The sequence below is a fragment of the Pseudomonas sp. MPDS genome (assembly GCF_013283895.1).
GTDB classification, from domain to species: domain Bacteria; phylum Pseudomonadota; class Gammaproteobacteria; order Pseudomonadales; family Pseudomonadaceae; genus Aquipseudomonas; species Aquipseudomonas rhizophila.
Genome location: NZ_CP054128.1, coordinates 699,840 through 725,443, shown reverse-complemented (window position 1 = coordinate 725,443; position 25,604 = coordinate 699,840). Strand labels below are relative to the sequence as shown.

23 protein-coding genes are annotated in these 25,604 nt (G+C 61.6%); 4 read left to right on the top strand and 19 right to left on the bottom strand.

Annotated features, from left to right (window positions below):
* The first annotated feature begins 292 nt into the window (after positions 1-292).
* A complete protein-coding gene (locus HQ912_RS03105; RefSeq protein ID WP_047226957.1) occupies positions 293-799 on the top strand; it encodes a hypothetical protein in 507 nt (168 codons plus the stop codon).
* Positions 800-1,370: 571 nt separating this feature from the next.
* Here the strand turns inward: HQ912_RS03105 and HQ912_RS03100 are convergent.
* Positions 1,371-3,128, bottom strand: a complete 1,758-nt coding sequence (locus tag HQ912_RS03100) for a flavin monoamine oxidase family protein (RefSeq protein ID WP_173406462.1) — start codon at positions 3,126-3,128, stop codon at positions 1,371-1,373.
* Positions 3,129-3,352: 224 nt separating this feature from the next.
* Between HQ912_RS03100 and HQ912_RS03095 the strand changes: the two genes are divergently transcribed.
* Positions 3,353-4,759 (top strand): adenosylmethionine--8-amino-7-oxononanoate transaminase, encoded by a 1,407-nt coding sequence (locus HQ912_RS03095; RefSeq protein ID WP_076383370.1) that lies wholly within the window; start codon positions 3,353-3,355, stop codon positions 4,757-4,759.
* A gap of 200 nt (positions 4,760-4,959) precedes the next feature.
* A complete protein-coding gene (locus HQ912_RS03090) occupies positions 4,960-5,679 on the top strand; it encodes a 16S rRNA (uracil(1498)-N(3))-methyltransferase (RefSeq protein WP_173406461.1) in 720 nt (239 codons plus the stop codon).
* Between the two features lie 66 nt (positions 5,680-5,745).
* Here the strand turns inward: HQ912_RS03090 and trhA are convergent, their stop codons facing one another.
* Positions 5,746-6,363, bottom strand: a complete 618-nt coding sequence (trhA, locus tag HQ912_RS03085; RefSeq protein ID WP_047226953.1) for a PAQR family membrane homeostasis protein TrhA — start codon at positions 6,361-6,363, stop codon at positions 5,746-5,748.
* Positions 6,364-6,583: 220 nt separating this feature from the next.
* On the opposite strand from trhA, the gene HQ912_RS03080 reads away from it, so the two are divergent.
* Positions 6,584-7,498 carry a LysR substrate-binding domain-containing protein gene (locus HQ912_RS03080; protein WP_047226952.1) on the top strand — a complete coding sequence of 305 codons (915 nt, stop codon included), beginning with the start codon at positions 6,584-6,586 and terminating at the stop codon, positions 7,496-7,498.
* Between the two features lie 118 nt (positions 7,499-7,616).
* Here HQ912_RS03080 and madM read toward each other — a convergent pair whose 3' ends face one another.
* The 17 genes from madM to hutI form a co-directional block, all read right to left on the bottom strand.
* Positions 7,617-8,381 (bottom strand): malonate transporter subunit MadM, encoded by a 765-nt coding sequence (madM, locus tag HQ912_RS03075; protein ID WP_076386537.1) that lies wholly within the window; start codon positions 8,379-8,381, stop codon positions 7,617-7,619.
* A 5-nt stretch (positions 8,382-8,386) separates the two neighbouring features.
* Positions 8,387-8,779, bottom strand: coding sequence for a malonate transporter subunit MadL (gene madL, locus HQ912_RS03070; protein ID WP_047226951.1), 393 nt, complete (start codon positions 8,777-8,779; stop codon positions 8,387-8,389).
* Between the two features lie 67 nt (positions 8,780-8,846).
* The gene (gene mdcH, locus HQ912_RS03065) at positions 8,847-9,767 is read right to left on the bottom strand and encodes a malonate decarboxylase subunit epsilon (protein WP_076383367.1); all 921 of its coding nucleotides are present in this window, start codon (positions 9,765-9,767) and stop codon (positions 8,847-8,849) included.
* Positions 9,764-10,387, bottom strand: a complete 624-nt coding sequence (locus HQ912_RS03060; RefSeq protein ID WP_260990062.1) for a malonate decarboxylase holo-ACP synthase — start codon at positions 10,385-10,387, stop codon at positions 9,764-9,766. Before HQ912_RS03060 ends, mdcH begins: the two co-directional genes overlap by 4 nt.
* Positions 10,381-11,184 carry a biotin-independent malonate decarboxylase subunit gamma gene (gene mdcE / locus HQ912_RS03055; RefSeq protein WP_047226948.1) on the bottom strand — a complete coding sequence of 268 codons (804 nt, stop codon included), beginning with the start codon at positions 11,182-11,184 and terminating at the stop codon, positions 10,381-10,383. Before mdcE ends, HQ912_RS03060 begins: the two co-directional genes overlap by 7 nt.
* Positions 11,181-12,032, bottom strand: a complete 852-nt coding sequence (locus HQ912_RS03050) for a biotin-independent malonate decarboxylase subunit beta (protein ID WP_047226947.1) — start codon at positions 12,030-12,032, stop codon at positions 11,181-11,183. Before HQ912_RS03050 ends, mdcE begins: the two co-directional genes overlap by 4 nt.
* Positions 12,025-12,324, bottom strand: a complete 300-nt coding sequence (locus HQ912_RS03045; protein WP_047226946.1) for a malonate decarboxylase subunit delta — start codon at positions 12,322-12,324, stop codon at positions 12,025-12,027. Before HQ912_RS03045 ends, HQ912_RS03050 begins: the two co-directional genes overlap by 8 nt.
* Positions 12,324-13,199, bottom strand: coding sequence for a triphosphoribosyl-dephospho-CoA synthase (locus HQ912_RS03040; RefSeq protein ID WP_047226945.1), 876 nt, complete (start codon positions 13,197-13,199; stop codon positions 12,324-12,326). Before HQ912_RS03040 ends, HQ912_RS03045 begins: the two co-directional genes overlap by 1 nt.
* Complete coding sequence (gene mdcA / locus HQ912_RS03035) at positions 13,200-14,870, bottom strand: malonate decarboxylase subunit alpha (RefSeq protein ID WP_173406460.1); 1,671 nt, start codon at positions 14,868-14,870, stop codon at positions 13,200-13,202. It lies immediately after the preceding gene.
* Between the two features lie 194 nt (positions 14,871-15,064).
* Entirely contained in the window at positions 15,065-17,635 is a 2,571-nt protein-coding gene (mdoH, locus tag HQ912_RS03030; protein ID WP_047226943.1) for a glucans biosynthesis glucosyltransferase MdoH, read from the bottom strand.
* Complete coding sequence (locus HQ912_RS03025) at positions 17,628-19,367, bottom strand: glucan biosynthesis protein G (RefSeq protein ID WP_218277732.1); 1,740 nt, start codon at positions 19,365-19,367, stop codon at positions 17,628-17,630. Before HQ912_RS03025 ends, mdoH begins: the two co-directional genes overlap by 8 nt.
* Positions 19,368-19,716: 349 nt before the next feature.
* Positions 19,717-20,154 carry a D-aminoacyl-tRNA deacylase gene (dtd, locus tag HQ912_RS03020; RefSeq protein ID WP_076383364.1) on the bottom strand — a complete coding sequence of 146 codons (438 nt, stop codon included), beginning with the start codon at positions 20,152-20,154 and terminating at the stop codon, positions 19,717-19,719.
* Complete coding sequence (gene pip, locus HQ912_RS03015; RefSeq protein ID WP_047226941.1) at positions 20,151-21,122, bottom strand: prolyl aminopeptidase; 972 nt, start codon at positions 21,120-21,122, stop codon at positions 20,151-20,153. Before pip ends, dtd begins: the two co-directional genes overlap by 4 nt.
* A gap of 105 nt (positions 21,123-21,227) precedes the next feature.
* On the bottom strand, positions 21,228-22,142 hold the full coding sequence (locus HQ912_RS03010) for an alpha/beta hydrolase (protein WP_047226940.1): 915 nt from the start codon (positions 22,140-22,142) through the stop codon (positions 21,228-21,230).
* A gap of 181 nt (positions 22,143-22,323) precedes the next feature.
* Entirely contained in the window at positions 22,324-23,271 is a 948-nt protein-coding gene (locus tag HQ912_RS03005; protein WP_047226939.1) for a choline ABC transporter substrate-binding protein, read from the bottom strand.
* A gap of 207 nt (positions 23,272-23,478) precedes the next feature.
* Complete coding sequence (gene hutG / locus HQ912_RS03000) at positions 23,479-24,282, bottom strand: N-formylglutamate deformylase (RefSeq protein ID WP_173406459.1); 804 nt, start codon at positions 24,280-24,282, stop codon at positions 23,479-23,481.
* An 11-nt stretch (positions 24,283-24,293) separates the two neighbouring features.
* Positions 24,294-25,496, bottom strand: coding sequence for an imidazolonepropionase (hutI, locus tag HQ912_RS02995; protein WP_173406458.1), 1,203 nt, complete (start codon positions 25,494-25,496; stop codon positions 24,294-24,296).
* Positions 25,497-25,604: the final 108 nt, after the last annotated feature.

Here is a 25,604-nt window from a genome sequence, read left to right as displayed (position 1 = left end):
CGATTTAAAGCGGAAAATTTTGCTTTGAAATATCGAGAAATACGATCATCAGTCTGGAGGGGGTGGGTTAAGGAAAGATTAAAGGGGAAACGGCGGGTGATGGCGAGGCGATCAGGCAGCCTTTGGGGCCTGTATGGACCTCATCACGAGCAGGTTCGCTCCCACAGGGGACCGCACCGGAGCCGTCACCGCCGTCCAACTATTTGTTCCATTCAATATATATCTATCGCCATTTTCACTTTCACCCTTGATCAAATGAGCGCTCCACAACTCATTGAACAAGGTGAACAAAATGGCTGTTCGTTATACCCATTTTAAAGCTAACGGCTCGCCGCAATTACCCCCTAATCAAACGATGTCCCCGGGGCAATACCTAAAATCCAGTAATGGGCGGTTCCGATTGATATTGCAGGCCGATGGAAACTTGGTAATCAAGGACCGCGAGGCAATTATCTGGACCGCTGGTGATAAACAACCTCACAGCGTCACGTTGTATCCAAGGAGAATGCGTGAACCTCTACAATTCGTCGTCAGCAACAGCGGCTTTCTTTATGATCCGTCCAGACGGCGATTGTGGATCGCCGAAAGCACCCACAGTACTGATAAGTCACTTTGGTATAACACTTGTATGACCATGCAGGACGATGGAAACCTAGTCATTTTTGACATGCGAACAGGCAACCTCTGCTGGGCCCGCTTTGGCTTCGTTCCGGGACGTATGTCGAAGCCGAAGCGGGTCAGGATCCTGTTTGAGGACGTGCCAATTCATACGTGGTCATTTTCGTTACCCCCCCTCTAAAAATTCTCTTAGGTAATGTTACTTAATGGGGTACTCGGACCTGTGGATCCATATCGCATCTGTACGCCAATTGAGGGTCGTATTTTTTAAGCGTCATACGACCGTCAGTAAAGCCTCTACTGGCGAGCATTATAAAGAACATCAAAGCTTCTATCGGTTTCATGGTCGCTCCAGTTTACGAGCCTGAAACTTGAAGAATTAGTTTACCGAACACTCAGGCTTATATGGATCGATGGAGCATTTGTGTGCTAACTGCGGATCTCTTTTTGGAATCATCGGAATTGTCAAAGGATCCCGGCATTCGCCATACACACATCCATATATCGAAACCAATACAACCACTGCCATTAGTATTTTCATACGCGCTCCTGTTTTTCGAGGAGCCTAGACTTATGGCTTGGTAAGCGCTATAGCCTGCTTCTGGTTAAAGGGTGGGAAGTTTCCGATATATCGCCAAGGCGTGTAGGACGTAGCGCTTATTAAGCGACGCCGGGCTTTGAGTGGCGCCGCCGGTACGCTTGATACTGGATAAAAAACGCGGCCCTTGAGCCGCGTTCTTTCCACCTGATCGTTACTGAGCCTTGGTTTCAGTAGTCGTCGTCGGTTTGACTGCCGGCTTCTTCGCCGGCGGGGCCTTTTTCACCGGAGCCTTGGCCGGGGCTTTTTTGGCCGGGGTCTTGGCGGCTGGTTTTTTCACCGCTGGTTTGGTGGTTGCTTTCTTGGCGGGCTCAACTTTCGCCGGGGCTGGCGCGGATGGTGCCACCGGTGCAGGCGCTGGGGCGGGTGCCGGCACTGGAGCAGGCGCTACCGGCTCCGGAGCCTTGACCGGCTCCGGCTTCTTGTCGTCATCCGAGCCACCAAACAGGTTGGAGAAAAAATTACCCTTCTTCGCCGCCACCGCACCGGCAGCTGCTGCCGCTGCCACCGGCACGACCTTGGCCGGTTCAAACGATTTGCCCGCCGCCAGGTCTTCAACCTGGCTGGCTGCCCGCTGACCGCTACGCAACGCGCCCTCCAGGGTGCCCGGATACAAGGTATCGGTGTGTTCGCCGGCAAAGGCTACGCGCTGCAACGGCATTTCCCACAGGCGCCAGTACTTGCTGATCTGGCCCGGTCCGAAGGCCAGGTACGCGCCGCCCATGGACGGGTCGGTGCTGTAGCGGCGAATTTCATAACCGGTGAAAGCACCCCGGGCCTGCGGGTAAAACGCGTGCAAGCGAATCAGCACCTGATCGGCCATCTGCTTGTCACCAAAGGCCTGCATCACCCGGGCGTTGTCGCCGGACAGATTGATGACCACATTGGCGCCGCCCTTCATGGCCGGCTCGATCCACATCATGCCCAGACCGGTGTTGCTGTAGATCTCACCCGACATGCGCGCCTTGCTGTCCCAGACCGGGGTCTTGAACTTGAGCATGATCTGGTCGCGCCAGCCGTAGTTGGTGCCCTTGATCGCGCCCTGATGCCGGGCGTCCAGGGCCGGGGTCAGCTGGATTTTGTTCAGGGCTCGCAACGGCACCGCCAGCACTACGTAGTCAGCTTGATAGCCGACGCTGCCAACCTTGACGGTAACGCCGTCCTTGTCCTGGGAGATGGCCGAGACGGGCGAGCTGGTCTTGATGGTTTTCAGTTGCTTGACGAAAGCCTGGGCCAACACAGGGCTGCCACCCAGCAGGCGCGCGGCGCGCAGGTCACGGTCGGACACACCACGGTAGACCCGGGTTTGCTGGGCAAAATACAGCAACGACAGTCGCGACGGCTCGTCATAGCGGGTGCGGATCTGCTGGTTCACCAACTGCCGCGCGGTGGTCGGCAATTGCAGACGGTCGAGCCAGTTGGAGACACTGATCTGGTCCAGTGCGTGCAACGTGTTGTTGGCCGACGGGTTCTGTGGGTCTTCAATGGAACGGGCCAGGTCGTCCAGGGTGGTTTCGTAACGTTTGAGGGCCTCAGCCGTGGCCGGTTGCTTGGTCGCCAGGTCAGCGGCGGTGAGGTAGGTGCCGTCGATCAAATAGCTGGGGGTGCGCACGAACTCCGGGGCCGGTGTGGTGCTCAGCTTGAAGGTCGAGATGTACTTGTTCAGTACCGGCTGAGTTTTTTCGTTGCCGATCCATTCACTGGTGGCCATGCCCGAACGACCGCCCAGGCTTGGCTTGGCTTCCAGCAGGGTTACCTGCCAGCCTTTGTTCTGCAGCTCGTAGGCCGCCGTGAGCCCCGCCAGGCCGCCGCCGATGACGATCACCGTCGGTTGCTTGTCCTTGGCCAGCGCACACACGCTGAACAGCCCTATCACCACCAGCGCACAGGCGCGCAGCCAACCAACAGACATTCAGCGAACTCCGGAATAAAACGCAGGAACGATCAGTTTTTCGAGCCAGACGGCTCAGAGAACGGCGAAGAATACGTCAGCCACCCCAGCGCCGCCAGCGGCGTCTATCGCCTTACTCAAGGTAGCAGGAATGACACAATGGGTTGTCCCCGGGGCTGCCATTGCATAGGCTTGCCCGATTGTTTTGCCCGCGCCCGCCGCGAGCCGCCTCGAGGAGACTGTATATGGGCCTGAATAACCAGTGGATGCAACGCGACCTCGCGGTGCTATGGCATCCCTGCACCCAGATGAAAGACCACGAAAAGCTGCCGCTGATCCCGATCAAGCGCGGTGAAGGCGTGTGGCTGGAAGACTTCGAAGGCAAGCGCTACCTCGATGCCGTCAGTTCCTGGTGGGTCAACGTGTTCGGCCATGCCAACCCGCGGATCAACCAGCGCATCAAGGACCAGGTCGATCAACTGGAGCATGTGATCCTCGCCGGATTCAGTCACCAGCCGGTGATCGAACTGTCCGAGCGCCTGGTGAAGATGACACCTGAAGGCCTGACCCGGTGTTTCTACGCCGATAACGGCTCGTCCTGCATCGAAGTGGCGATGAAGATGAGCTTTCACTACTGGATCAATCGTGGCCAGCCGGCCAAGAAGCGCTTCGTCACCCTGAGCAACAGCTACCACGGCGAAACCATCGCAGCGATGTCGGTGGGCGACGTGCCGCTGTTCACCGAAACCTACAAGGCGTTGCTGCTGGACACGATCAAAGTGCCGAGCCCCGATTGCTACCTCCGCCCCGAAGGCATGAGCTGGGAAGAGCATTCGCGCAATCTGTTCGCGGCCATGGAACAGACCTTGGCCGAACACCACGACACCGTGGCCGCTGTAATCGTCGAGCCGCTGATCCAGGGCGCCGGCGGCATGCGCATGTATCACCCGGTGTACCTGAAGCTGCTGCGCGAGGCGTGTGATCGCTATGGCGTGCACCTGATCCACGACGAAATCGCCGTCGGCTTCGGCCGCACCGGCACGATGTTCGCCTGTGAACAGGCCGGTATCACCCCGGACTTCCTTTGTTTGTCCAAGGCCCTGACCGGCGGCTACCTGCCGCTGGCGGCGTGCGTGACGACCGATGAGGTCTACAGCGCGTTCTACGACGACTACCCGACCCTGCGCGCCTTCCTGCATTCCCACAGCTACACGGGCAACCCGTTGGCCTGCGCGGCGGCCCTGGCGACGCTGGATATCTTCGAAGAAGACAACGTCATCGAAAACAACAAGGCCCTCGCCCAACGCATGGCAAGCGCCACCGCGCACCTGGCCGATCACCCGAATGTGGCCGAAGTGCGCCAGACCGGCATGGTCCTGGCCATCGAGATGGTCAAGGACAAGGCGAGCAAGACCGCTTACCCATGGCAGGAACGTCGCGGCCTGACGGTCTTCCAGCATGCTCTGGAGCGCGGCGCATTGCTGCGGCCGCTGGGCAGCGTGGTGTATTTCCTGCCGCCGTATGTCATCACCCCCGAGCAAATCGACTTCCTGGCTGAAGTGGCCAGCGAGGGCATCGACATCGCCACCCGGGACAAGGTCAGCGTGGCGGTGCCGAAGGATTTTCATCCCGGTTTCCGTGATCCGGGTTAAACCCCGGTGTTCTTGTTGGAATACTGTTGTGGCGAGGGGATTTATCCCCGCTGGGCTGCGCAGCAGCCCTAAAACCGGACACTCCGATACTTCAGGCGAATCGCGTTGTAAGCATTTGGGGTTGCTTCGCAGCCCAGCGGGGCGGTGCGACGTTTCGCTAAATCCCCTCGCCACAGGTTTAACTTTTTCAGAGATTCGAAATGAGACTGTCCCGCTTCTTCATCGACGCCCCCCTCAGCCTCGGCGCTCACGAACTGCCCGAAGCCCAGGCCCACTACATCGGTCGGGTGCTGCGCATGGCCGAGGGCGATGCGGTGCAGGTGTTCGACGGCTCTGGCCAGGAGTTTCGCGGCACCCTGGCCGAAGTCGGCAAAAAACGCGTGCTTGTGCAGTTGAACGAACAATTCGCCGGGCAGGTTGAATCGCCCTTGCGCATCCACCTCGGTCAGGGCCTGTCCCGGGGCGAGCGCATGGACTGGGCGATCCAGAAAGCTACCGAACTGGGCGTCAACGAGATCACGCCGATTTTCAGCGAGCGCTGCGAAGTGCGCCTCAAGGACGAACGCGCCGACAAACGCCTGTTGCACTGGCGCCAGGTGGCGATCAGCGCTTGCGAGCAGTGCGGGCGCTCCACCGTGCCGGTGATCCACCCGCCGCTGCTACTGGCCGACTGGCTGAAGCAAACCGACGCCGAACTGAAACTGGTGCTGCACCCGGTGGCCGAGCCGCTGGTCAGCCATGCCAGACCGTCGAGCCTGGCCTTCCTGATCGGCCCCGAAGGCGGTTTGTCGGATGCCGAAGTGGCACAAGCCAAGACCGCCGGCTACCACGCCGCCCGCCTCGGCCCGCGCGTGCTGCGCACTGAAACCGCACCGGTGGTGGCACTGGCCGTGGCACAGCAGCTGTGGGGGGATTTCTAAAGTCGAATGAAGAAGCCGTGTGGGAGCGAGCCTGCTCCCTCCCACAGGACCAGCGGTGGTTATGAGCTAGAGCACATAGAACAAGATCGCCACAAAATGCAGCAAACTGCCGGCGATCACGAACAGATGCCAGATGCCATGGGCGTGCCGCAACCGATGGTCCAGCGCGAAAAAGACAATGCCGACGGTGTACAACACACCACCCGAAGCCAGCCAGGCAAAGCCGGCGCTGCCCAAGGCGGCCAATAACGGTTTGACCGCCACCAGCACGATCCAGCCCATCACCGCGTAGATCACGATCGACAGGATTCGTGCTTCAGAGCGCGGCTTGATCTCCTGCAAGATCCCGATCAGCGCCAGCCCCCAGACAATCCCGAACAAGGTCCAGCCCCACGGCCCGCGCAGGGTGACCAGGCAGAACGGCGTATAGCTGCCGGCGATCAGCAGATAGATCGAAAAGTGATCGACCTTCTGCATGATTGCTTTCTTGCGCCCGCGCACACTGTGGTAAACCGTCGAAGCGCTGTACAGCACCAGCAAGGTGAAACCGTAGATCGCCACGCTGACGATTTTCCACGCATCGCCCGTCATCCCGGCAATTACCAGCAACCACACCGCCCCGATAAAAGCCGCCACCGCCCCGACCAGGTGGGTCCAGGCGTTGAGTCGCTCTCCGTGATACATCCAGTCCCACCTCACATTCCAAAACAGACGCCAAGGCTCAGGCTTGGCGCTACAAAGTGCAATGTTTAGCTCTCTGTGGGAGCAAGGCTTGCCTGCGATGAAGATAACGCGGTGCCTCAGGAGCCTAGTCGCCTGCATCGCGAGCAAGCTTTGCTCCCACAGATCAACATCCTCCTACCGATTGGGGCACAATCGGGCGATACGAATAAGAGTCCACCCCATGCTGATCGACGAAGAATTGACCCTGAAAAAACTCGAGGTGTTCCTGGCGTTCATGCGCACCGGCAATCTTGCGCGGGCGGCGGCCGAATTGCAGACCAGCAACGTCAGCGTACACCGGGCCATTCACTCGTTGGAAAGCGCCTTGCGTTGCCCGTTGTTCAAGCACGAGGGCCGCAACCTCACCCCCCTGGAAAGCGCTTACGTGCTGGAAGAACGCACACAGAAGCTGATTCAGGACGTGATCGAAAGCGTGCGCCTGACCCGTGAAGCCGCCGGGTTTTCCGCGGAGCGGTTCAAGCTCGGCTCGCTGTATTCACTGACGGTCAAGACCGTGCCGCAGTTGATCATGGGCCTGAAAATCCGCCGCAGCGAACTGAACATCGACCTGATCCTGGGCTCGAACATCGACCTGCTGTACAAGCTCAAGAACATGGAGGTGGACGCCATCCTGATCTCCCTGGACGACAGCGTGAACGACCCTGACTGCGAGCATATCGAGCTGTTTTCAGACGACATTTTTCTCGCCACGCCAGCCGATTCCGCCTTCGCCCAACGCAGTGAAGTGGACTTGGCCGAAGTGTGCAACGAAACCTTCATCACCCTCACCCAGGGCTTCGCCACCCATCAGGATGGTAATCGAGTGTTCAAGCAGGCGGGGTTCGAGCCGAAGGTGGCGATGCAGGTCAACGACATCTTCACCCTGCTGAGCATGGTCAGCTCCGGGGTCGGTTATGCCTTGCTGCCGGGACGGATTGCGGCGGTGTATGAAAACCGGGTGAAACTGATCCCGTTGCAGGAAAAGTATCGGCTGCAGCAGCACATCGGCGTGGTATTCCTGAAGGCCAAGGAGCGCGATCCGAATTTGCTGGCGTTGCTGGCGGAGTGCCGGATGTATGCCAATCGCCAGGCTTGAGACCCAGTCGCCTTCATCGCGAGCAGCCTCGCTCCCACACAGGATGGCGAACACCGATCCAATGTGGGAGCGAGCCTGCTCGCGATGAGGACAGCCCGCTCAGCGAAAATTCAAAGCCTTAGCCCAACAACCCCCGCATGATCAGATACAACAGCGAAGGCCCGAGCAAGCACCCGAGCGCCGTGTAGAACGCCGCCGTCAGGCAACCATACGGCACCAGTTTCGGATCGGTGGCCGCCAGGCCGCCGGCCACGCCGCTGGATGTGCCCATCAACCCGCCAAAGATCACCGCACTGCGCGGATTGTTAAGGCCGATAAAAGGTGCCACGAACGGCGTCGCCACCATCACCAGGATCGCCTTGATCAAACCGGCGGCGATGGACAGCGCCATCACCTCGGAACTGGCACCGATCGCCGCGCCAGTGACCGGCCCGACGATGTAGGTCACCGCTCCGGCGCCGATGGTGGTCAGGCTCACCGCGTCGGTGTAACCGAAGGCCATCGCCACTCCGACACCGGCGATGAACGAGGTGGCCACCCCGACGAACAACGCCAGCACCCCGACGAACCCGGCGCGCTTGAGTTCCTCGACACTCACCCCAAACGCCGTGGCGACAATGGCGAAGTCACGCAGCATGGCGCCGCCCAGCAGGCCGATGCCTGAGAGCAGCGGAATGTCTACTACACCCTTCTGCCCGCCGGTCATCGCACCGCCGATGTACGACAGCACCAACCCCAGGAGAATCGCGATGGCCGAACCGTGCAGGCGGCCCTTGGTGAACGTGTCGCTGATCCAGTACGACACCCACATGGTGATGCCGACAATCGCAAAGCCACTGAGCAGACCGTAGCCGGTGATCACTTTCATCATTGATTCGTACATGGCAATCACCCGACTGTCTTGGCGGAAACATCGGTTTCAGGCCCTTTGTTGCCGATGCGCACCAGCACCGGCACCATCGCAAAGGCAATCACCACCGCCAGGGTCCCAGCCAGAATCGCCATTGGCCCGCCCTTGAGCGCGCCATAGACGTTTTGCTGGGCCGCCATCGCGACCACGATAGGAATGTAGATCGCACTCCAGAATTCCACGCCGGCTTCGGACTTGCCCTTGAACAGGCCGCGTTTGCTCAGGTAACTGCCCAGGCCGATCAACAGCAGCATCGCAATGCCGACACCGCCGACGTTGGCCGGCACGCCGATCAGTTTGCCCAGCAGCTCACCGATGAAAATACCCGCCAGGGTACAAAAGGCCAAAAACGCCACACCGTAAATAATCATTGTTGTAGTCCTCAAAGTGCATCGTCGAAGTTGTTGTTTTTGTGCTTCGCCAGCTTGAGTCGGTGGTTTAGGGTCGGCGGCGTCCCTCCTCTCTGAGCAGCGTCTGCAAGGTGTCCAGGCGCGCACCGTCGAAGGCAATGACGGTGCCCTGCTCGAACACCCGACGCGCCAGTCCCGTCAAAACCGCACCGGGTGGCAGTTCGATCTGTAACCGCACGCCTCGCTCGTAGGCGCTTTGCACGGTGCCGCGCCAATCCACCACGCGGCACATGTTGAAGGCCAGGTCCTCACGCAAGGCGTCGGTGTTCACCACGGGCCGGGCACGACTGCCGCTCAGATAACCCAAAGCGGGCGCTTTCAACGACACGTCGGCAAACACCTGGGCCAACGCCCGGGCCGGGACCTCCAGCAACGGGCAGTGGGACGGTACGCTCACCGCCAGCCGACACGCTTTCGCGGCGCCCTGGCGGCGTGCTCTCTCGGCAACGCTGGCCATGGCCTCGTCACTGCCAGCGATGACCACCTGGTTATCGGCATTGATGTTGGCCAGGTAAACCGGCGTCATGGCGCTGTGTACCTGCGCGAGCAACGCCTCCACTGTCGCCAGATCAAGGCCGATGATCGCCGTCATGCCGTAGCCTCGCGGATACGCCTGCTGCATCAGTTCGCCACGCAGGCTGACCAGGCGCAATGCATCATCGAACCCCAGCGCACCAGCCACCACCGCCGCCGGGTACGCGCCGATGGACAGGCCCGCGACGTAATCCGGCACAGGTGCCTGTTCCAACAATTGCCGGGCCGCCGCGACACCCGCGATCAACAGACACAGTTGTACGGCTCGGGTCGATTGCAACGCCTCGGTGCTGTCCAGCTGTCGTACGTTTTCGCCCAGCACTTCACAAGCCAGTTCCAGCAGTTGCGGCGACACGCCCTGGAGCATGCCCGCTCGCTGCGCACCCTGGCCGGGGAATACCAAAAGGCTGCTCACGCCACTTGCTCCAGCGCCGGTTGCCATGGATCGGTCACCAGACGCGCCTGAAGATTATCCTTGAGCAATACCCGCCGCGCCGAGCCGGCCCACTCGCGCAGGGCGACGGCGCCGAAGGGGGTTTGCAGTTGCATGTCCACGGCGCACGTCGAACCGTCCAGTTGTGCCAACAAATCCCTGGCCTGGATACGATCCAGCGGATCCGGTGTGCGCAGGATCAAGTCCAGATCGCTGCGTGCATGCAGCGCCTGGATGCCACTGGCCAGTTCAAATCCGGCGCTGCCGCTGACGCCCCAGATCCAGCCGCTGGCATCCAGCATTGGCCGCACTTGAGCGAGCGCCTGCAACGCCGGCAAGTCACGGCGCAATGCGACATGGCAAAGGTCCTCCGGGCGCACCCGGCGCTGGATCGCCGCCACCGGCATCGACGTGGCGTAACGCTGTTCCCGCGAGACGCCTCGCACGCCCACGGCAATGTGTCCCGGCGCGGTGATCGCTCGCCGCACCACCACCGGCTGCTCAAGGCTCAAGGACTCAATGACCCACGCCGGCGCATCCGCAGGCAACGCCTGTGGAGTCATTCCCCATAGCAGGTCGTGGGCCAGGAAGGTGCTCACCACTGCGCTCTCAACAATTGGCGAACGGTGCTGGAAGCCGCACGATGCGTCGCCCCGAGACGGCTGCTCAGGTCCCGAGGCGCACCTGCCACTTCGTTGATCGCCTGTTGCAGACAATCCCTGACCCGTGCCAGATCCGCCGCGTTTGGCTGTTCGATCTGCTCCACCGACAGGGTTTCCCAGAGCAAACCGAGGCTGGCGAAACTGTCGATGTCGTAGGCCATCGGCGGCACGCTGGCGGCCAGGGCCTCAAGCTCTTCGACACTGCGCAGGGTCACCCGCGCCGCCGAGGCCTTGCCCATGGCGTGGACCATCACACCCGGATCACGCAAGGCGATCAACCGGTTGGCCTGATAACCGTGGGCCAGGAACGCCCCGGACATCGCCTTGCCCACCAGCAAACCAATCACCGGATGCCCGGCCAGCCGCGCTCGGGCATAACTGTCTGCGGCACCGGCCAGGGCCTGATGAATGCCGAGGGCTTCTTCGCGACGACCATAGGCCTGGCTCGGCACATCGACGATGGCAATCAGCGCGCGCTTGCTGGACGCATCACGGTCGGCGTCAATAGCCTCATCCACGGCCTTGGCCAAGCCCCAGCCTTCCAGCAAACCGACTTCGCCGTTGCGGGCACGAGGGAAACGGCTATCGGGATCGGCCACGACGGCCAACAGCCGCACGTTCTGCTCGCCCAGCGTGACGTCGGCCACTTTCAGAGAAGCGGGCAATCCTGCCAACGGCGTGGCGCCGTCGCTCAGAGCCTCGAACCAGCGCAAGCCTCTCAACGAATACGAATTCATGGGCGTTCTCCCTGATACAGCTGGCGAACCGCGGCCGGTTCGATTTGCACTTCAGTGTCCAGTCGGGCCAAACGTTGCAGGAACACTTCGGCCTGACCGCTGCGGTGCTCGGCGGGTACACCCAACTGCAACAACTGGCTGACTTGCTCGCGGATCTGCGCCACGTCATCAGCCACATAGCGGTCCACCAACCCGGTGGCGAAGCGTTGCTCACCGCCGGTCAGGCTCCAGATGAACGGCCGATCACGCGAGTCGTACTCGTCGATCCCGGCTTCTTGCTCGATCACTTGCGGACCGTTCAGGCCCAGTCGCGCTTCCTGGGTCACCAGCAGATAGCTGCACAGCCCGGCGGCGATGGACATGCCGCCAAAACAACCGACGCTGCCGGCCACCACGCCGATGACGGGCTGGTACTGGCGCAAGTCGACAATCGCCGAATGAATCTCGGCAATCGCCGCCAGCCCCAGATTGGCCTCTTGCAGACGCACGCCGCCGGTTTCCAGCAGCAACACGGCGCGGGTCGGGATGCCCTTGCGGTTGTCTTCAGCGGCCAGCTCCAGCGCGCCGGCGATCTTCGCCCCGCCGACTTCGCCAAGGCTGCCGCCCTGGAACGCGCCTTCGATGGCCGCGATCACCACCGGCAGGCCATCCAGCAAACCCTTGGCGATCACCACACCGTCGTCGCTTTGCGGCACCACGCCCTGGCGCAGCAGCCACGGCGACATGACTCGCTGAAAGGGGTCGAGCAGTTCACGGAATGAACCGTTATCCAGCAAGGCCTTGGCCCGTTGCCGGGCACCCAGCTCGACGAAGCTGTGTTTGTTGAGCAACGCGGCGCTGTCAGTCATGGCCGATCTCCTCGAAGCCTTGTTCCAGGCGCAACCGCACCACCCCGGGGGTGGCGCCGAAATCGTGGATGTCGATCGCCAGGGCCGGCGGCATCTGGCCGTCGAACATGCGGGCGAACAGGTGTTGCCAGCGTTGTTCACTGCCGTTGACCGAGGTCTGCACCTGAATGGTCAACTTGCCCGCCAGGCCCGGCTCGATCAGCACTTCCAGGTCGCCCGAGCCGACACAGCCCACCAGCGCCCGGCCCCGTGGCGGCTGCCCGGCGGGAAATTCAAAGGATAAGGTTTGCATCAGCACACTCCTGGGAAGAGGCCATCGCCGCGCTCGATACGGTCGAGGAACAGGCAGGCGGCGAGCAAGTCAGCAGCGCCGCCGGGCGAGGCGTTCATGGCAATCAGTTGTTGGTCCAGCGCATGCAACTGGCGACGACCGCCCAGGCTGGCACTGCCACCGGCGTCGAGCACCGCTCTGGCACCGTGCTGCATGGCCTGCAAACCCGGCTCACCGGCGCGGTAGAGCACGCAGGTGTCGGCCAACGTCGTCATGATCGCCAACAAGGCATCGAGCCGAGCGTTCTGTTCTCCCGCCCCCGCCGCGCGACTGCGCTTGAGTTGTGGCAGGCCCAGGCCGGTGACGGCCGGGAATGCCAGTTGTGCTTCTTCCCGGGCACCGCGCACGCCGTAGCGTTGGGCCACTTGAGCGCCATGGCTGAAAGGTTTGGGGGCGTAGCGATCGTTGAGCAAGGCCAGACGGGCGGCACGTAAGGTGACGGCGCTGGCGACGCTGGATTCAGGTTCCAGCGCGGCCGCAGCTACCAACAACCCCAACGCCCAGATCGCGCCGCGGTGGGTGTTCACACCATCGGTGGTAGCGAGCATCGCCGCTTCCCCCTCACGGCCGATCCGCCCAAGGGCTTCGCGCAACGGCAGGCCGATCTCGCCGCATTCAAGGGCGGCGTCGGCCATTTCCTTGAATGCCGGCCACAGCGACAGCGCCGAAGCGTGCATCAGCCCCAAGTGCAGATCAGTGTGGGCGCCATTGCCGCGCCGATCCACCAGGGCCGGTTTGGGTGACAGGTCGGCTTCGTCGATCAGCGCGTCCACGGCCATATCCGCCAAGCGCTCGGCCAAGGACAATTTTTTCGGTTGCAGGTTGAAGGCGTGCATTTACCAACTCCTGAACTTGGCGGGCGGGTTGTAGAGACCACCGGACCACTCCACCAGATCGGCCACGCTCTTGGCGGCGAGCAACTCGCGGGTGGCATCGGTGCGACGAATGCCGAGGTCTTCAGGCAGGGCAATCAAGCCTTCGCGGCGCATACGGGCAGTGTCTTTCGGGTTATGGCGCAAACCGATGGCAGTGACCCCGGCCACGGCCGCGATCATTGCCTGACGCTCTTCCAGCGAGCGGGCCTTGTACAGGTAGGCGATGCCTTCTTCGGTGAGCAAATGGGTGACGTCGTCGCCGTAGATCATGATCGGTGCCAGGGGCATGCCGGCTTTTTTCGCCACCTCCACCGCGTCGAGGGTTTCGACGAAGGTGGGTTTGCCGCCCTCCTGGAAGGTCTCGACCATCTGCACCACCAGTTTCTTGCCGCGCTCAAGCAGCGGCGCCTCACCATCGCCGTGGCGCATGTCGAGCCAGGCCGACGTGCCGTGACGGCGCCCCCGCGGGTCGTGGCCCATGTTCGGCGCACCGCCGAAACCGGCCAGTCGGCCACGGGTCACCGTCGAAGAATGTCCGTCACCGTCCACCTGCAAAGTGGCGCCGATGAACAGGTCCACCGCGTATTGCCCGGCCAGTTGGCAGACCATGCGGTTGGAGCGCAGCGAGCCGTCATGACCGGTGAAGAACACGTCCGGCCGCGCGGCGATGTAGTTTTCCATGCCCAGTTCGGTGCCAAAGCAATGCACGCTTTCGACCCAGCCGCTTTCGATGGCCGGAATCAGGGTTGGATGGGGATTGAGGGTCCAGTTACGGCAGATCTTGCCCTTCAGGCCGAGGGACTCGCCGTAGGTCGGCAGGATCAGCTCGATGGCGGCGGTGTTGAACCCGATGCCGTGATTGAGGGACTGGACATTGTGTTTTTCGTAGATCCCGCGGATGGCCATCATCGCCATCAACACATGCACCGGCTTGATGTGGCGCGGGTCGCGAGTGAACAACGGTTCGATGTAGAACGGCTTGTCGGCCACCACCACGAAATCGACCCAGGACGCCGGGATATCAACCCGTGGCAGGTCGCTGACATCGTCCACCAATTGGTTGACCTGGACGATGACGATGCCATCGCTGAAGGCCGCCGGCTCGATCAGCGCGGGGGTATCTTCGGTGCTGGGGCCGGTGTAGATATTGCCGGCACGGTCGGCCATGAACCCGGCCGAGAGCACCACGTTGGGAATCAGGTCCACCACCAACCGGGCATAGAGCTCGATGTAGGTGTGGATCGCGCCGACTTCCAGCAGACCGTCTTCGAGCAACTGGCTGATGCGCAGGCTCTGGGTTCCGGCGAAGGAAAAATCCAGCTTGCGGGCAATGCCGCGTTCGAACAGGTCCAGGTGTTCGGAGCGACCGACGCTGGGCATGATCATGTGCAGGTCGTGCAGCTTCGCCGGATCGACTTTGGCCAGAGAGCGTGACAGGAAATCCGCCTGCTTCTGGTTATTGCCTTCCAGCACCACGCGATCGCCCGGAAGGATCAACGCCTCCAGCGCCGCAACGATCTTGTCGGTGGGCAACACCACACCGTCGGCAAGCCCCTTCACCAGCTCGAGACGCCGCTGCTTTTCGCAACGCCGCCGCGTCCAGCGCGAGTCGGGGGATATTGTTGTTGTCATGACCACTCCACGGGTTCGCTGTCGTGGAGGCCACATTAGGAGTGTTGTGGCGAGGGCATCAATCAAGCTAAGTGGCGAACTGTTACGGTTAGGGTAATGGTCTGCGCATAGGGTCCATTCGGGCGGTATTCACATACTCAAACAGCCCCCAACAAAAAGCCCCGCTTCCTTTCAGAAGCGGGGCTTTTTGCGTATCAGGCCAGTTGAGGCTGTGCGCTCATGGGCTGAAGCGGCAGTAACGGAGCGTGGGGATCGGCCTTGACCGATGCACGCCACGCCGACAGCCATTCGGTATGCCCCTCGCTCCAGACCTGCTCATGCAGGCGGGACAGGGCCACCGGGTCGCTCAGCAGCGCCAGTCGCTCGCTGTTGTTCAGGCCCGCCGGGCCAACCTTGAGGGCATGACGAACCCGTTCGATCCGCAGCCATTCGATCGGCTCGGCCTGGCCGTGACGCGAGGTGGCCAGCGCAAAGGCCAGGGCGTTCTGTTGCGGATCGACCACTGCGCGGATGAAACCGTCGTTCAGCGCGTGCCAACGGTTTTCATGGGTGTACTGGTCGGTCGACAGCAGTTCCTGTGGCGGTGCGTATTCCTCGGGGATCAGGAACAGGCTTTCATCGCGGGACTTCAAGCCAAGGCCCACTCGGCTGGAGATCACCGACACCGGAATCGACAGCATCAGCGAACCGACGATCGGCACCAACCACCACAAAAAGCTCGGGTTCAGCCAGATCACCAGCAAGGCCCAGAAGAAGCCCAGCAGGGTTTGCGGGCCGTGGCGCTTGACGGCTTCGCTCCAGGGCGTGGAGTCGTCGTCACGCTTGGGTGAATTCCAGGTAGCGGCCCAACCCAGGAAGGCGGCGAGCACGAAGCGGGTGTGGAAAATCATCCGCACCGGCGCCAGCAGCATGGAGAACAACATCTCCAGCAGCATCGACATCGTTACCTTGAACTTGCCACCAAACTCTTTCGCGCCCTTGGCCCAGATCAGGATGATGCTCAGCAGCTTGGGCAGGAACAGCAACACGATGGTGGTGGAGAACAGCGCGATGGCTTTTTCCGGATGCCACTGCGGCCACAACGGGTACAGCTGGCGTGGCTCGAGGAAGTATTGCGGTTCCATCAGCGTGTTCACCGCCAGCAGCGCGGTGGATAGCACCAGGAAGAAGAACCACAGCGGCGCCGACAGATAGGACATCACGCCGGTCAGGAATACCGCGCGATGCACCGGGTGCATGCCCTTGACCAGAAACAGCCGGAAGTTCATCAGGTTACCGTGGCACCAGCGACGGTCACGCTTGAGTTCGTCCAGCAGGTTCGGCGGCAACTCTTCATAGCTGCCCGGTAAGTCATAGGCAATCCAGACGCCCCAGCCGGCACGGCGCATCAGCGCTGCTTCAACGAAGTCGTGGGACAGGATGGCTCCGGCGAACGCCCCTTTACCAGGCAACGGCGCCAGGGCGCAGTGCTCGATGAACGGCTTCATGCGGATGATCGCGTTGTGACCCCAGTAGTGGGATTCCCCCAACTGCCAGAAGTGCAGGCCGGCGGTGAACAGCGGACCGTACACCCGGGTGGCGAATTGCTGCATACGCGCATACAGCGTGTCCATGCCCGAGGCGCGTGGCGCGGTCTGGATGATGCCAGCATCCGGCGTAGCTTCCATCAGGCGCACCAGGCTGGTCAGGCACTCGCCGCTCATCACGCTGTCGGCGTCGAGCACGACCATGTACTTGTAGTCACTGCCCCAGCGACGGCAGAAGTCGTCGAGGTTACCGCTCTTGCGCTTGACGCGACGACGGCGGCGGCGATAGAAAATCTTGCCAAAGCCCCCGGCTTCACGGCAGACGTCCAGCCAGGCTTGCTGCTCGGCGACACAGATATCGGTTTCGTTACTGTCGCTGAGTACGAAGAAGTCGAAACGATCCAGGTCCCCGGTGGCCGCAACCGACTCGAACGTGGCGCGCAAACCGGCGAACACTCGCGGCACGTCCTCGTTGCAGATCGGCATCACCAGCGCGGTGCGGGCGTCCTTGGGAATTGGCTCGTTGCCGGCACTGGCACCGGAGATGCGGTACTTGTCGTGACCGGTCAGCAACTCGAGAAAACCCATCAGCGCCGTCCAGAAACCGGCCGATACCCAGCAGAACAGGATCCCGAACAGAATCAGGATGCTGGTCTGCAATGCATAGGGCAGCACCTGGGTAGCGGTCTGCAACAGCGGCTGGTGCAGGACTTCGTCCAGGTCCACCAACGACCAGCCCTGGTACGGCATGATGCCCTTCATGTACCAGCCGGCGACGATGGTCTGGCCGAGCATCAGGATCAGCAGGATATAGCGACGGATCGAACCCACGGTGCGCCAGCGTGCGTGCGGCAGCACGCGCTCGTCCTTGGGTGGCTTCGGCGGGTTGGTGCGACCTGTCAGGCGACGCCAGGCGCGCACCAGGATATTGGTGCGCCACGGCTCCGGTACCACCTTGGTCCGACGAATCGGCGGCGTGGCTTTGAGACAGACACGCCCGCTGGCGTCGAGCGCCAGCATTTCGGCGTCTTCGAGTTCTTCGGCGGTGCTCAGGGTCAGCCGACGACCCACCGAGGCTTGCGCCGCCTCGGTGGGTGCATCGAAGGTCGACGACGAAAGGCGCTCGTGCAACTCGCTGAAAGACTTGCAGCCCGCCAGCTCGGCACGCTGCGCATCGGTCATGGGCAAATGGGCCAGATACTCGCTGAGCGTCTCTGGCTGTACTGGAGTATTACTCATCGGCTGGCAACTGATAGCTCCAGGTCTCGGTCAGGACTTGTTCAGTCGGTTCCGGTTCCTGCGGGGTTGGGGTCGACTCAGCGGCAGTGGACGCGTTGTCGGCCTTGGCTTCTTTTTCCTGCTCTTTCTCTTGCGCGGTTTCCTTATCGCTCTGCTGCCTGGCGACCTTGTCAGCCTTGGCAAGGGTCGTGGTCACCGCATGGGACGCGGCCGGCGCTTCAACCGGAACCAACGGACGGACCAGCGCGGCGCGCAATTCAGTGGACTGTTTCGGGTCTTTGATCTTCAGTCGCAGGGTCAGGCGCCAGCCCTTGGTTTCAGGGTTGTAACGCACATTATTCTCGACGATCTCGCCGTTTTCGCCGACGCTCACCTGACTACGCACTTCGGCGTCTTCCGGCAGGGCTTGCAGAGAAGGACCTTCGAAGTCCACCAGATAAGCCACGCTGCCGTCCGGCTGACGGATCAGGTTGGACTGCTTCACGTCACCGGTCGAACGCAGGGTCTGCTTGACCCAGGCGCTGTCCGGCGAATGCAGGTTGGCTTCGTCGAGGGTCCAGTGCAGGCGGTAGGCGAAGTCCAGCGGCTGACCTGGCTCAGGCAGCTTTTCCGGGCTCCAGAACGCCACGATGTTGTCGTTGGTTTCGTCAGCGGTCGGAATTTCAACCAGATCGACGGAGCCCTTGCCCCAATCGCCTTTCGGTTCGATCCAGGCACTTGGACGCTTGTCGTAGCGGTCATCGAGGTCTTCGTAGTGGCTGAAGTCACGACCGCGTTGCAGCAGGCCGAAACCACGCGGGTTTTCTACCGAGAAATTGCTCACGGCCAGGTGTTTCGGGTTGTTCAACGGGCGCCAGATCCACTCGCCGTTGCCGGCATGGATCGACAAGCCGCTGGAGTCGTGCAGCTCTCGACGGTAGTTCAGGATCTTGGACGGCTGGTTGGCGCCGAACAGGAACATGCTGGTCAACGGAGCAATGCCCAGCTTGGTGACGCGATCTCGCAGGAACACGCGCGACTTCACGTCGACGACGGTGTCGGTGCCCGGACGCAGGATCATGCGATAGGCACCGGTAGCCCGTGGCGAATCCAGCAGGGCGAAGATCACCAGGTGCTTATCGGTCGGCTTCGGACGCTGGATCCAGAACTCGCGAAAGCGCGGGAATTCTTCACCCGATGGCAGGGCGGTATCGATGGCCAGGCCACGGGCGGACAAACCATAAACCTGGCCCTTGCCGATGACGCGGAAGTAGCTCGCGCCCAGCATGGTCATGATTTCGTCTTGCTTGTCAGCCTTGTTGATCGGGTACAGCACGCGAAAACCCGCGTAGCCCAGTTTCTCCGTGGACTTGGGATCGAACTTGACGTCACCGAAATCGAAGCGCGTCGGGTCATACTTGATTTCATCGACGGTGGTCGCGGTGATCTCGTTGATCTTCACCGGCGTGTCGAAATGCATGCCTTGGTGATAGAAGGACAGCCTGAACGGCGTCTTCTGATCGGCCCACTCGGCTTTTTCGGTGCGGAAACGGATTTTTTGATAGTCAGCGAATTTCATTTCGCGGAATTCGTTCGGCAGATTGCTGCGCGGGGCTTCGAATTTTTGCCCGGCCAGTTCTTGAGCCTTCGCCGATACATCATCCAGGCTGAATGCCCACAGTTGGCCCGCGCCAAACAGGCACAGCAGGGCCGAGCCCGCTACCAGAGCGTTTCTAAACCGTTTGGCAGTCATTTTTGGTGCATTACAGGGACTAACAATCACGAGCAACCCTCGCCGAAAACAGATCAAAAAACCAACGGCCAGATAAAGTATCTGCAAGGTATCGGCATTGAAATCCGCACCTGCAGGCCACTCTTGCCAAGTTGGCGAGCATTGTTCCGACTCCGATGGGACAAAATGATTCCCCAAACGGCCCAGGACAAGTCTCTACCTAAGTCAAATGGACCAGCGAACGCTGGTCCCCCGTAGCGCGCGATTATCTAGTAGCCCGCGTGACAACGCATCAGGGGTAACAAAGTATTTATCGAGAAAACTCCCTGTTTTGCCTCGAAACAGGACCGAAAAGATGTTTCAAACACTTTCAGACCTGTAACAGGAAGGTTACCGGGCCGTCGTTAACCAGATGCACCTGCATGTCGGCGCCGAATCTACCTGATGCCACAGTGCCATGCACCTGTTTCGCGTGGGTGAGCAGGTAGTCAAAGAGTTCCTCGCCCAAGGCCGGAGGTGCGGCCGTCGAAAAGCTCGGGCGTAATCCGCTTTTGGTGTCCGCCGCCAGGGTGAACTGCGACACCAACAGCAAGCCACCGCCGACATCTGCCAGGGACAGGTTCATCTTGCCATCAGCGTCGCTGAACACCCTGTAGTTCAGCAGCTTGTGCAGCAGCTTGTCGGCGCTGGCCCGGGTGTCCTCGGGCTCGACCGCTACCAGGACCAGCAGGCCTTGGTCCACCGCGCCAACGACTTCCCCTGCGACCTCGACCCGGGCGCCGCGGACCCGTTGCAACAGCCCCTTCATGCTTCTTCGGGCGGCAGGTCGAGCAGGCGCCGGGCCATTTGGGCGGCGGCGCGCACCAACGCATCGGTAATACCCGGCTCCGAAGCGGCGTGACCGGCGTCGCGGATCACCTGCAGTTCGCTGTTGGGCCAGTTCTGATGCAGTTCCCAGGCATTGTCCAGCGGGCAGATCACATCGTAGCGCCCGTGCACGATGACGCCCGGTAGATGGGCGATCTTGCCCATGTCTCGGATCAACTGGTTGGGTTCAAGGAATGCGTTATTGGTGAAGTAGTGGCACTCGATCCGGGCAATCGACAGCGCGCGCTGCGGCTCGGAGAAGCGATCGACCACCAGCGGGTTCGGGCGCAGGGTCGCCGTACGGCCTTCCCAGGTCGACCAGGCCTTGGCCGCGTGCATCTGGGCGATCTGGTCATTGCCTGTCAGGCGTTTGTGGAAAGCAGCGAGCAGGTCGTCGCGCTCGTCCAGGGGGATCGGTGCGATGTAATCCTGCCAGTAATCGGGGAACAGGCGACTGGCGCCGGCCTGGTAGAACCACTCGATTTCCTGCGGACGGCAGAGAAAGATCCCACGCAGAATCAGGCCGTGTACCCGCTCGGGATGGGTCTGGGCGTAAGCCAAGGCCAGGGTCGAGCCCCAGGAGCCGCCAAACAGCACCCATTTTTCGATGCCCAAATGTTTGCGGATGCGCTCCAGATCTTCGACCAGATCCCAAGTGGTGTTGTTTTCAAGGCTGGCATGAGGGGTGGAGCGGCCACAGCCGCGCTGGTCGAAGGTAACGATGCGGTACAGGTTCGGATCGAAGTAGCGACGGCTCTGGGCATCGCAACCGGCACCCGGGCCACCGTGAATGAACACCACAGGCAGGCCTTCCGGGGAACCGCTTTCATCGACATAGAGCGTGTGGGTGTCATCGACAGCCAGATCGTGCCGGGCATGAGGTTTGATCTGCGGGTACAAAGTCTGCATTGCGCGCTCCGTAAGGGGTCGAGTCATCCCTGGGGGGACTTCTATTTAATCTGCCGTCCGGCATCATAAACCCGAATTACCCGAATGAGCATGTCCCCTGCGCAGTCAAAGCGTGTCAGCCAGATACGCCAGCAGTGTGCGATACATCTGATCGACCTCCGGCACTTGGCCCCGGCCACGTAAACAGCCGTGAACCAATCCTCCCCCGACATACAGCACAGCATCCACACCTGCGCTGTTCAGCCGCTCGCTATAAAGGACGCCGTCGTCGCGCAACGGGTCCCATTGCGCCACGACGACCAGCGCTGGCGGCAGGCCGCTCAGGTCATCGGCGAGCAACGGCATGGCGAGGGAAGACGGTTGAGCGTCGCTCAGATAGAGGGCGTGATAACTGTCCAGATCGCTGCTGCTCAACAGTGGCGCATCGGCACATTCGCGCCGCGAGGGCAGATGGGCCGGGCCACCGAGGGCGGGATAAATCAGCACCTGACCCCGTGGCAGCGCTTGCCCGGCATCGCGCAAGGCCAGGCATAACGCGGCGGCGAGATTGCCTCCGGCGCTGTCACCGGCCACCAGCCGACGGCGAGGGTCGATGGCAAAGGGGGTGGCCGCCAGGTGATGCCACACGGCGAGGCAGTCTTCAAAGCCGGCGGGGAACGGATGCTCCGGCGCCAGTCGATAATCTACCGCCAGCACCAGCACGCCGAGGGTCGCGGCCAGTTCCATGCAGATGAAGTCGTGGGAGTCCAGATCACCCACCACCCAGCCGCCACCGTGCAGATAAAGGATGCATGGCCAGCCTTCGGACGGCGGCGCGCTCCGAGGGCAGTAAGCCCGCACGGCTACCCCGGCCAGCTCGAAATCCTCGACTGCCAGCGCTTGCGGGCATGGCGGGGTGAAGGCCCGGCACATCTGGCTGTAGGCCTGGCGTAGACCAGGGAGGCTGTTGTCCGGGGCGTTGAAGCTCAGGGTTTGGTCGATGAAGGCGGACATTGCCTGGGAGAGTGGATAAGTAGCCATGGAACGACGCCAACATAGAGGATCGGGATGGGCGCTGATTATGAGACGAGGGGATCTAAGTGGGAGCAAGGCTTGCCCGCGATGACGGCGGTACATTCAACATCAGTGTCGACTGACATATCGCCGTCGCGGGCAAGCCTTGCTCCTACAGATAAATCCCCTCGCCACGATCATCTAATCGTCAATTCTTGAGACTGGCCTGCACCGCCGCCACGCCATCCTTGCCGTCAAAACTGGTCACCCCGGTGAGCCAGCGCTGAAGATCCTCGGGGTGCTCACGCAGCCATTGCCGGGCGACGTCCTGGGGTGTCTTGCGCGCCATGATCGGCACCATCAACTGACTTTCCTGGGCGGCGGTGAAAGTGAGGTTTTCCAGCAAGCGGTTCACGTTCGGACAACGCTGGGCGTAGTCCGGCGCGGTGACGGTGGAGACCGTCGCGGCGCCTTCGTTCGGGCCGTAGACGTCTTCGCTGCCCGTCAGGTAGGTGATGTTCATATTGATGTTCATCGGGTGCGGGGTCCAGCCGACGAACACCACGAACTCCTTGCGATTCACCGCCCGCTGCACCGCCGCCAGCATCCCGGCCTCACCGGACTCGATCAGCTTGAAGTCCTTGAGGCCAAAGTGATTGGTTTCAATCATGGTCTTGATGGTGGTGTTGGCGCCGCTGCCCGGCTCGATGCCGTAGATTTTTCCGCCGAGCTGCTCCTTGAACCGGGCGATGTCGGCGAAAGTCTTGAGGCCCGCTGCGGCCACGTAGTCCGGCACCGCCAGCGTGGCTTGGGCATCGGCAAGGCTTGGCTGGTCCAGGACTCTCACCTGGTTGGCCGCCAGGAACGGAGCGATGTTGTTGTCCATCGCCGGTTTCCAGTAGCCCAGGAAGATATCGAGGCGCTTGTCACGAATGCCAGCGAAGATGATCTGCTGCACGGCGCTGGTCTGTTTGCTTTCATAACCCAGACCGGTGAGCAACACATCGGCCATGCCACTGGTGGCGATCACGTCGGTCCAGTTGACCACGCCCATGCGCACCGTCTGGCAGGACGCCGGCTCGGCGGCCATTGCCCCGCTGCTCAGGATGGCGGTACCGCAGAGGATCGACAGACAGCGTTTGAACAGTCTTTTCATCGGGAAGGTCTCGTGCGGCAGCGATTATTGTAGGTCGGTGTCTTAGTGCACCGTGACCGGAACATTACGCAGCGTCGAGGGGCTGAAGATGAACTGTGGCGACCCGGTTTTGCACGGTGGCGACCGTTCCCCTGCGAGGCTCAAGGCCACATCTATCTGAGGGAGCAAGGCTTGCTCCCACCCCCCCCTAGCCCCAGGAAACAGGCATTATTTCTTGTAGGCCTGCTGCCCCCACGCCAGCAAGCCTTCCAGCAATTCCCTGAGCACCACCTGGGTCGGTTCCGCCAGATCCGCACGGTAGTTGAACGGCTCGAACTCTTCCATGTAGGTGCTCTGGCACAGTTCCAGTTGCACCGCGTGGATGTCCTCAGCCGGGTTGCCGTAGTGCCGCGTGATATGTCCGCCCTTGAAACGTCCGTTGAGCACGTGGGTAAATTCGCCGTGGCGGGCGCAGATGGCTTCGAGCTGGCTGGCCAGCGCCGGGGCGCAACTGGCGCCGTTGAAGGTGCCGAGGTTGAAGTCCGGCAACTTGCCGTCGAACAGGTGTGGGATCACCGAACGGATCGAGTGGGCGTCGAACAGCAAGGCATAGCCGAATTCGGCCTTGAGCCGCGCCAGTTCCTGCCGCAGGGTCTGGTGGTAAGGCACCCAGATCTGTTGCAGATAAGTCGCCCGCTCCGCGGCGGACGGCTCCAGCCCCTGGCGAAACAACGGTACGCCATCGAACAGGATCGAAGGATACAAACCGGTGGTGGCACCGACGTACATCGGCTTGTCATCGTCGGGGCGGTTCAGATCGATCACGAACCGTGAATATTCAGCGGCCAGGGTGCTGGCGCCCAGTTCGGCGGCGAACTCGTAAAGCTTGGGAATATGCCAGTCGGTGTCCGGCAAGCTCTGGGCCTCAGGGATCAAACCAGCCTTCACCGCCGGGGTCAGGCGCAGGCCGGCGTGGGGCATGCTGATCAACAGCGGCACGCGCCCTTGCTTGAAATTCAGGACCTTCTCCACAACCGTTCTCCTTAATCGATTTCCACGCCGTGACGCACGACGCGTTTATCCAGATCGCCACCCAGCCAGTACGACAGGTCGGCCGGGCGGTCGATGTGCCAGGCGACAAAGTCCGCGACTTTGCCGACTTCCAGCGAACCGTGAGTGGCAGCCATGCCCAAGGCCTGGGCCGCATGAATCGTCGCCCCCGCCAGGGCCTCCTCAGGGGTCATGCGAAAGCAGGTGCAGGCCATGTTCAACATCAAGCGCAACGACAGCGCCGGCGATGTACCGGGGTTGAGGTCGCTGGCCACGGCGATCTTCACGCCGTGCTTGCGCAGGGCATCCATGGGCGGCAGCTGGGTTTCGCGCAGGAAATAAAATGCCCCCGGCAGCAGCACCGCCACCGTGCCGGATTCGGCCATGGCCCTGGCGTCGTCCTCGGTCATGAATTCCAGATGATCGGCCGACAGCGCCTGATAACGGGCCGCCAGGCTTGAACCGTGCAGCGACGACAATTGTTCAGCGTGCAGCTTCACCGGCAGGCCCAGTTGTTGGGCGGTGATAAACACCCGTTCGACCTGCGCCGGGGAAAACGCCAGGTACTCGCAAAATGCATCCACCGCATCCACCAACCCTTCGGCGGCGAGGGCCGGGAGCATTTCGGTGCAAATGTGCTCGATGTAGTCATCGGCGCGATCAGCGTATTCCGGTGGCAAGGCGTGGGCCGCCAGGCAGGTGCTGCGCACGCTGACCGGCAGCTGTTCACCCAGGCGACGGATGACCCGCAGGATCTTGCGTTCGCTGGCCAGGTCAAGGCCGTAGCCGGATTTGATTTCCACCGTGGTCACGCCATCGCGCATCAGGCTTTTCAGGCGTTTGGCGGCGCTGTTGAACAGTTCATCTTCGCTGGCGGCCCGGGTAGCGCGCACGGTGCTGGCGATGCCCCCGCCGGCCGCTGCGATCTCGGCGTAGCTGACGCCCTGCAGGCGCTGTTCGAATTCACCGCTGCGGTTGCCGCCGAACACCGTGTGGGTGTGACAGTCGATCAGCCCAGGAGTGACCCAGGCGCCCTTGAGGTCGTTGACGGCCGGATAGTCACCGACCGGCAGCTCGGCGCGCGGGCCGATCCATTGAATCAGCTCGCCGTGGGTGACGATGGCGGCGTCTTCGATGATCGAGTAGACGCCCTGGGCCATGGTGGCGGCGTGGCAGTTTTGCCAGAGGGTTTTCATCCCGGTTTCCTCGAATTATTGAAGATCGAATCGCGAGCAGGCTCGCTCCCACAAGGACTTCTGGTGTACCGGGGCTCTACACCACCCCCTGTGGGAGCGAGCTTGCTC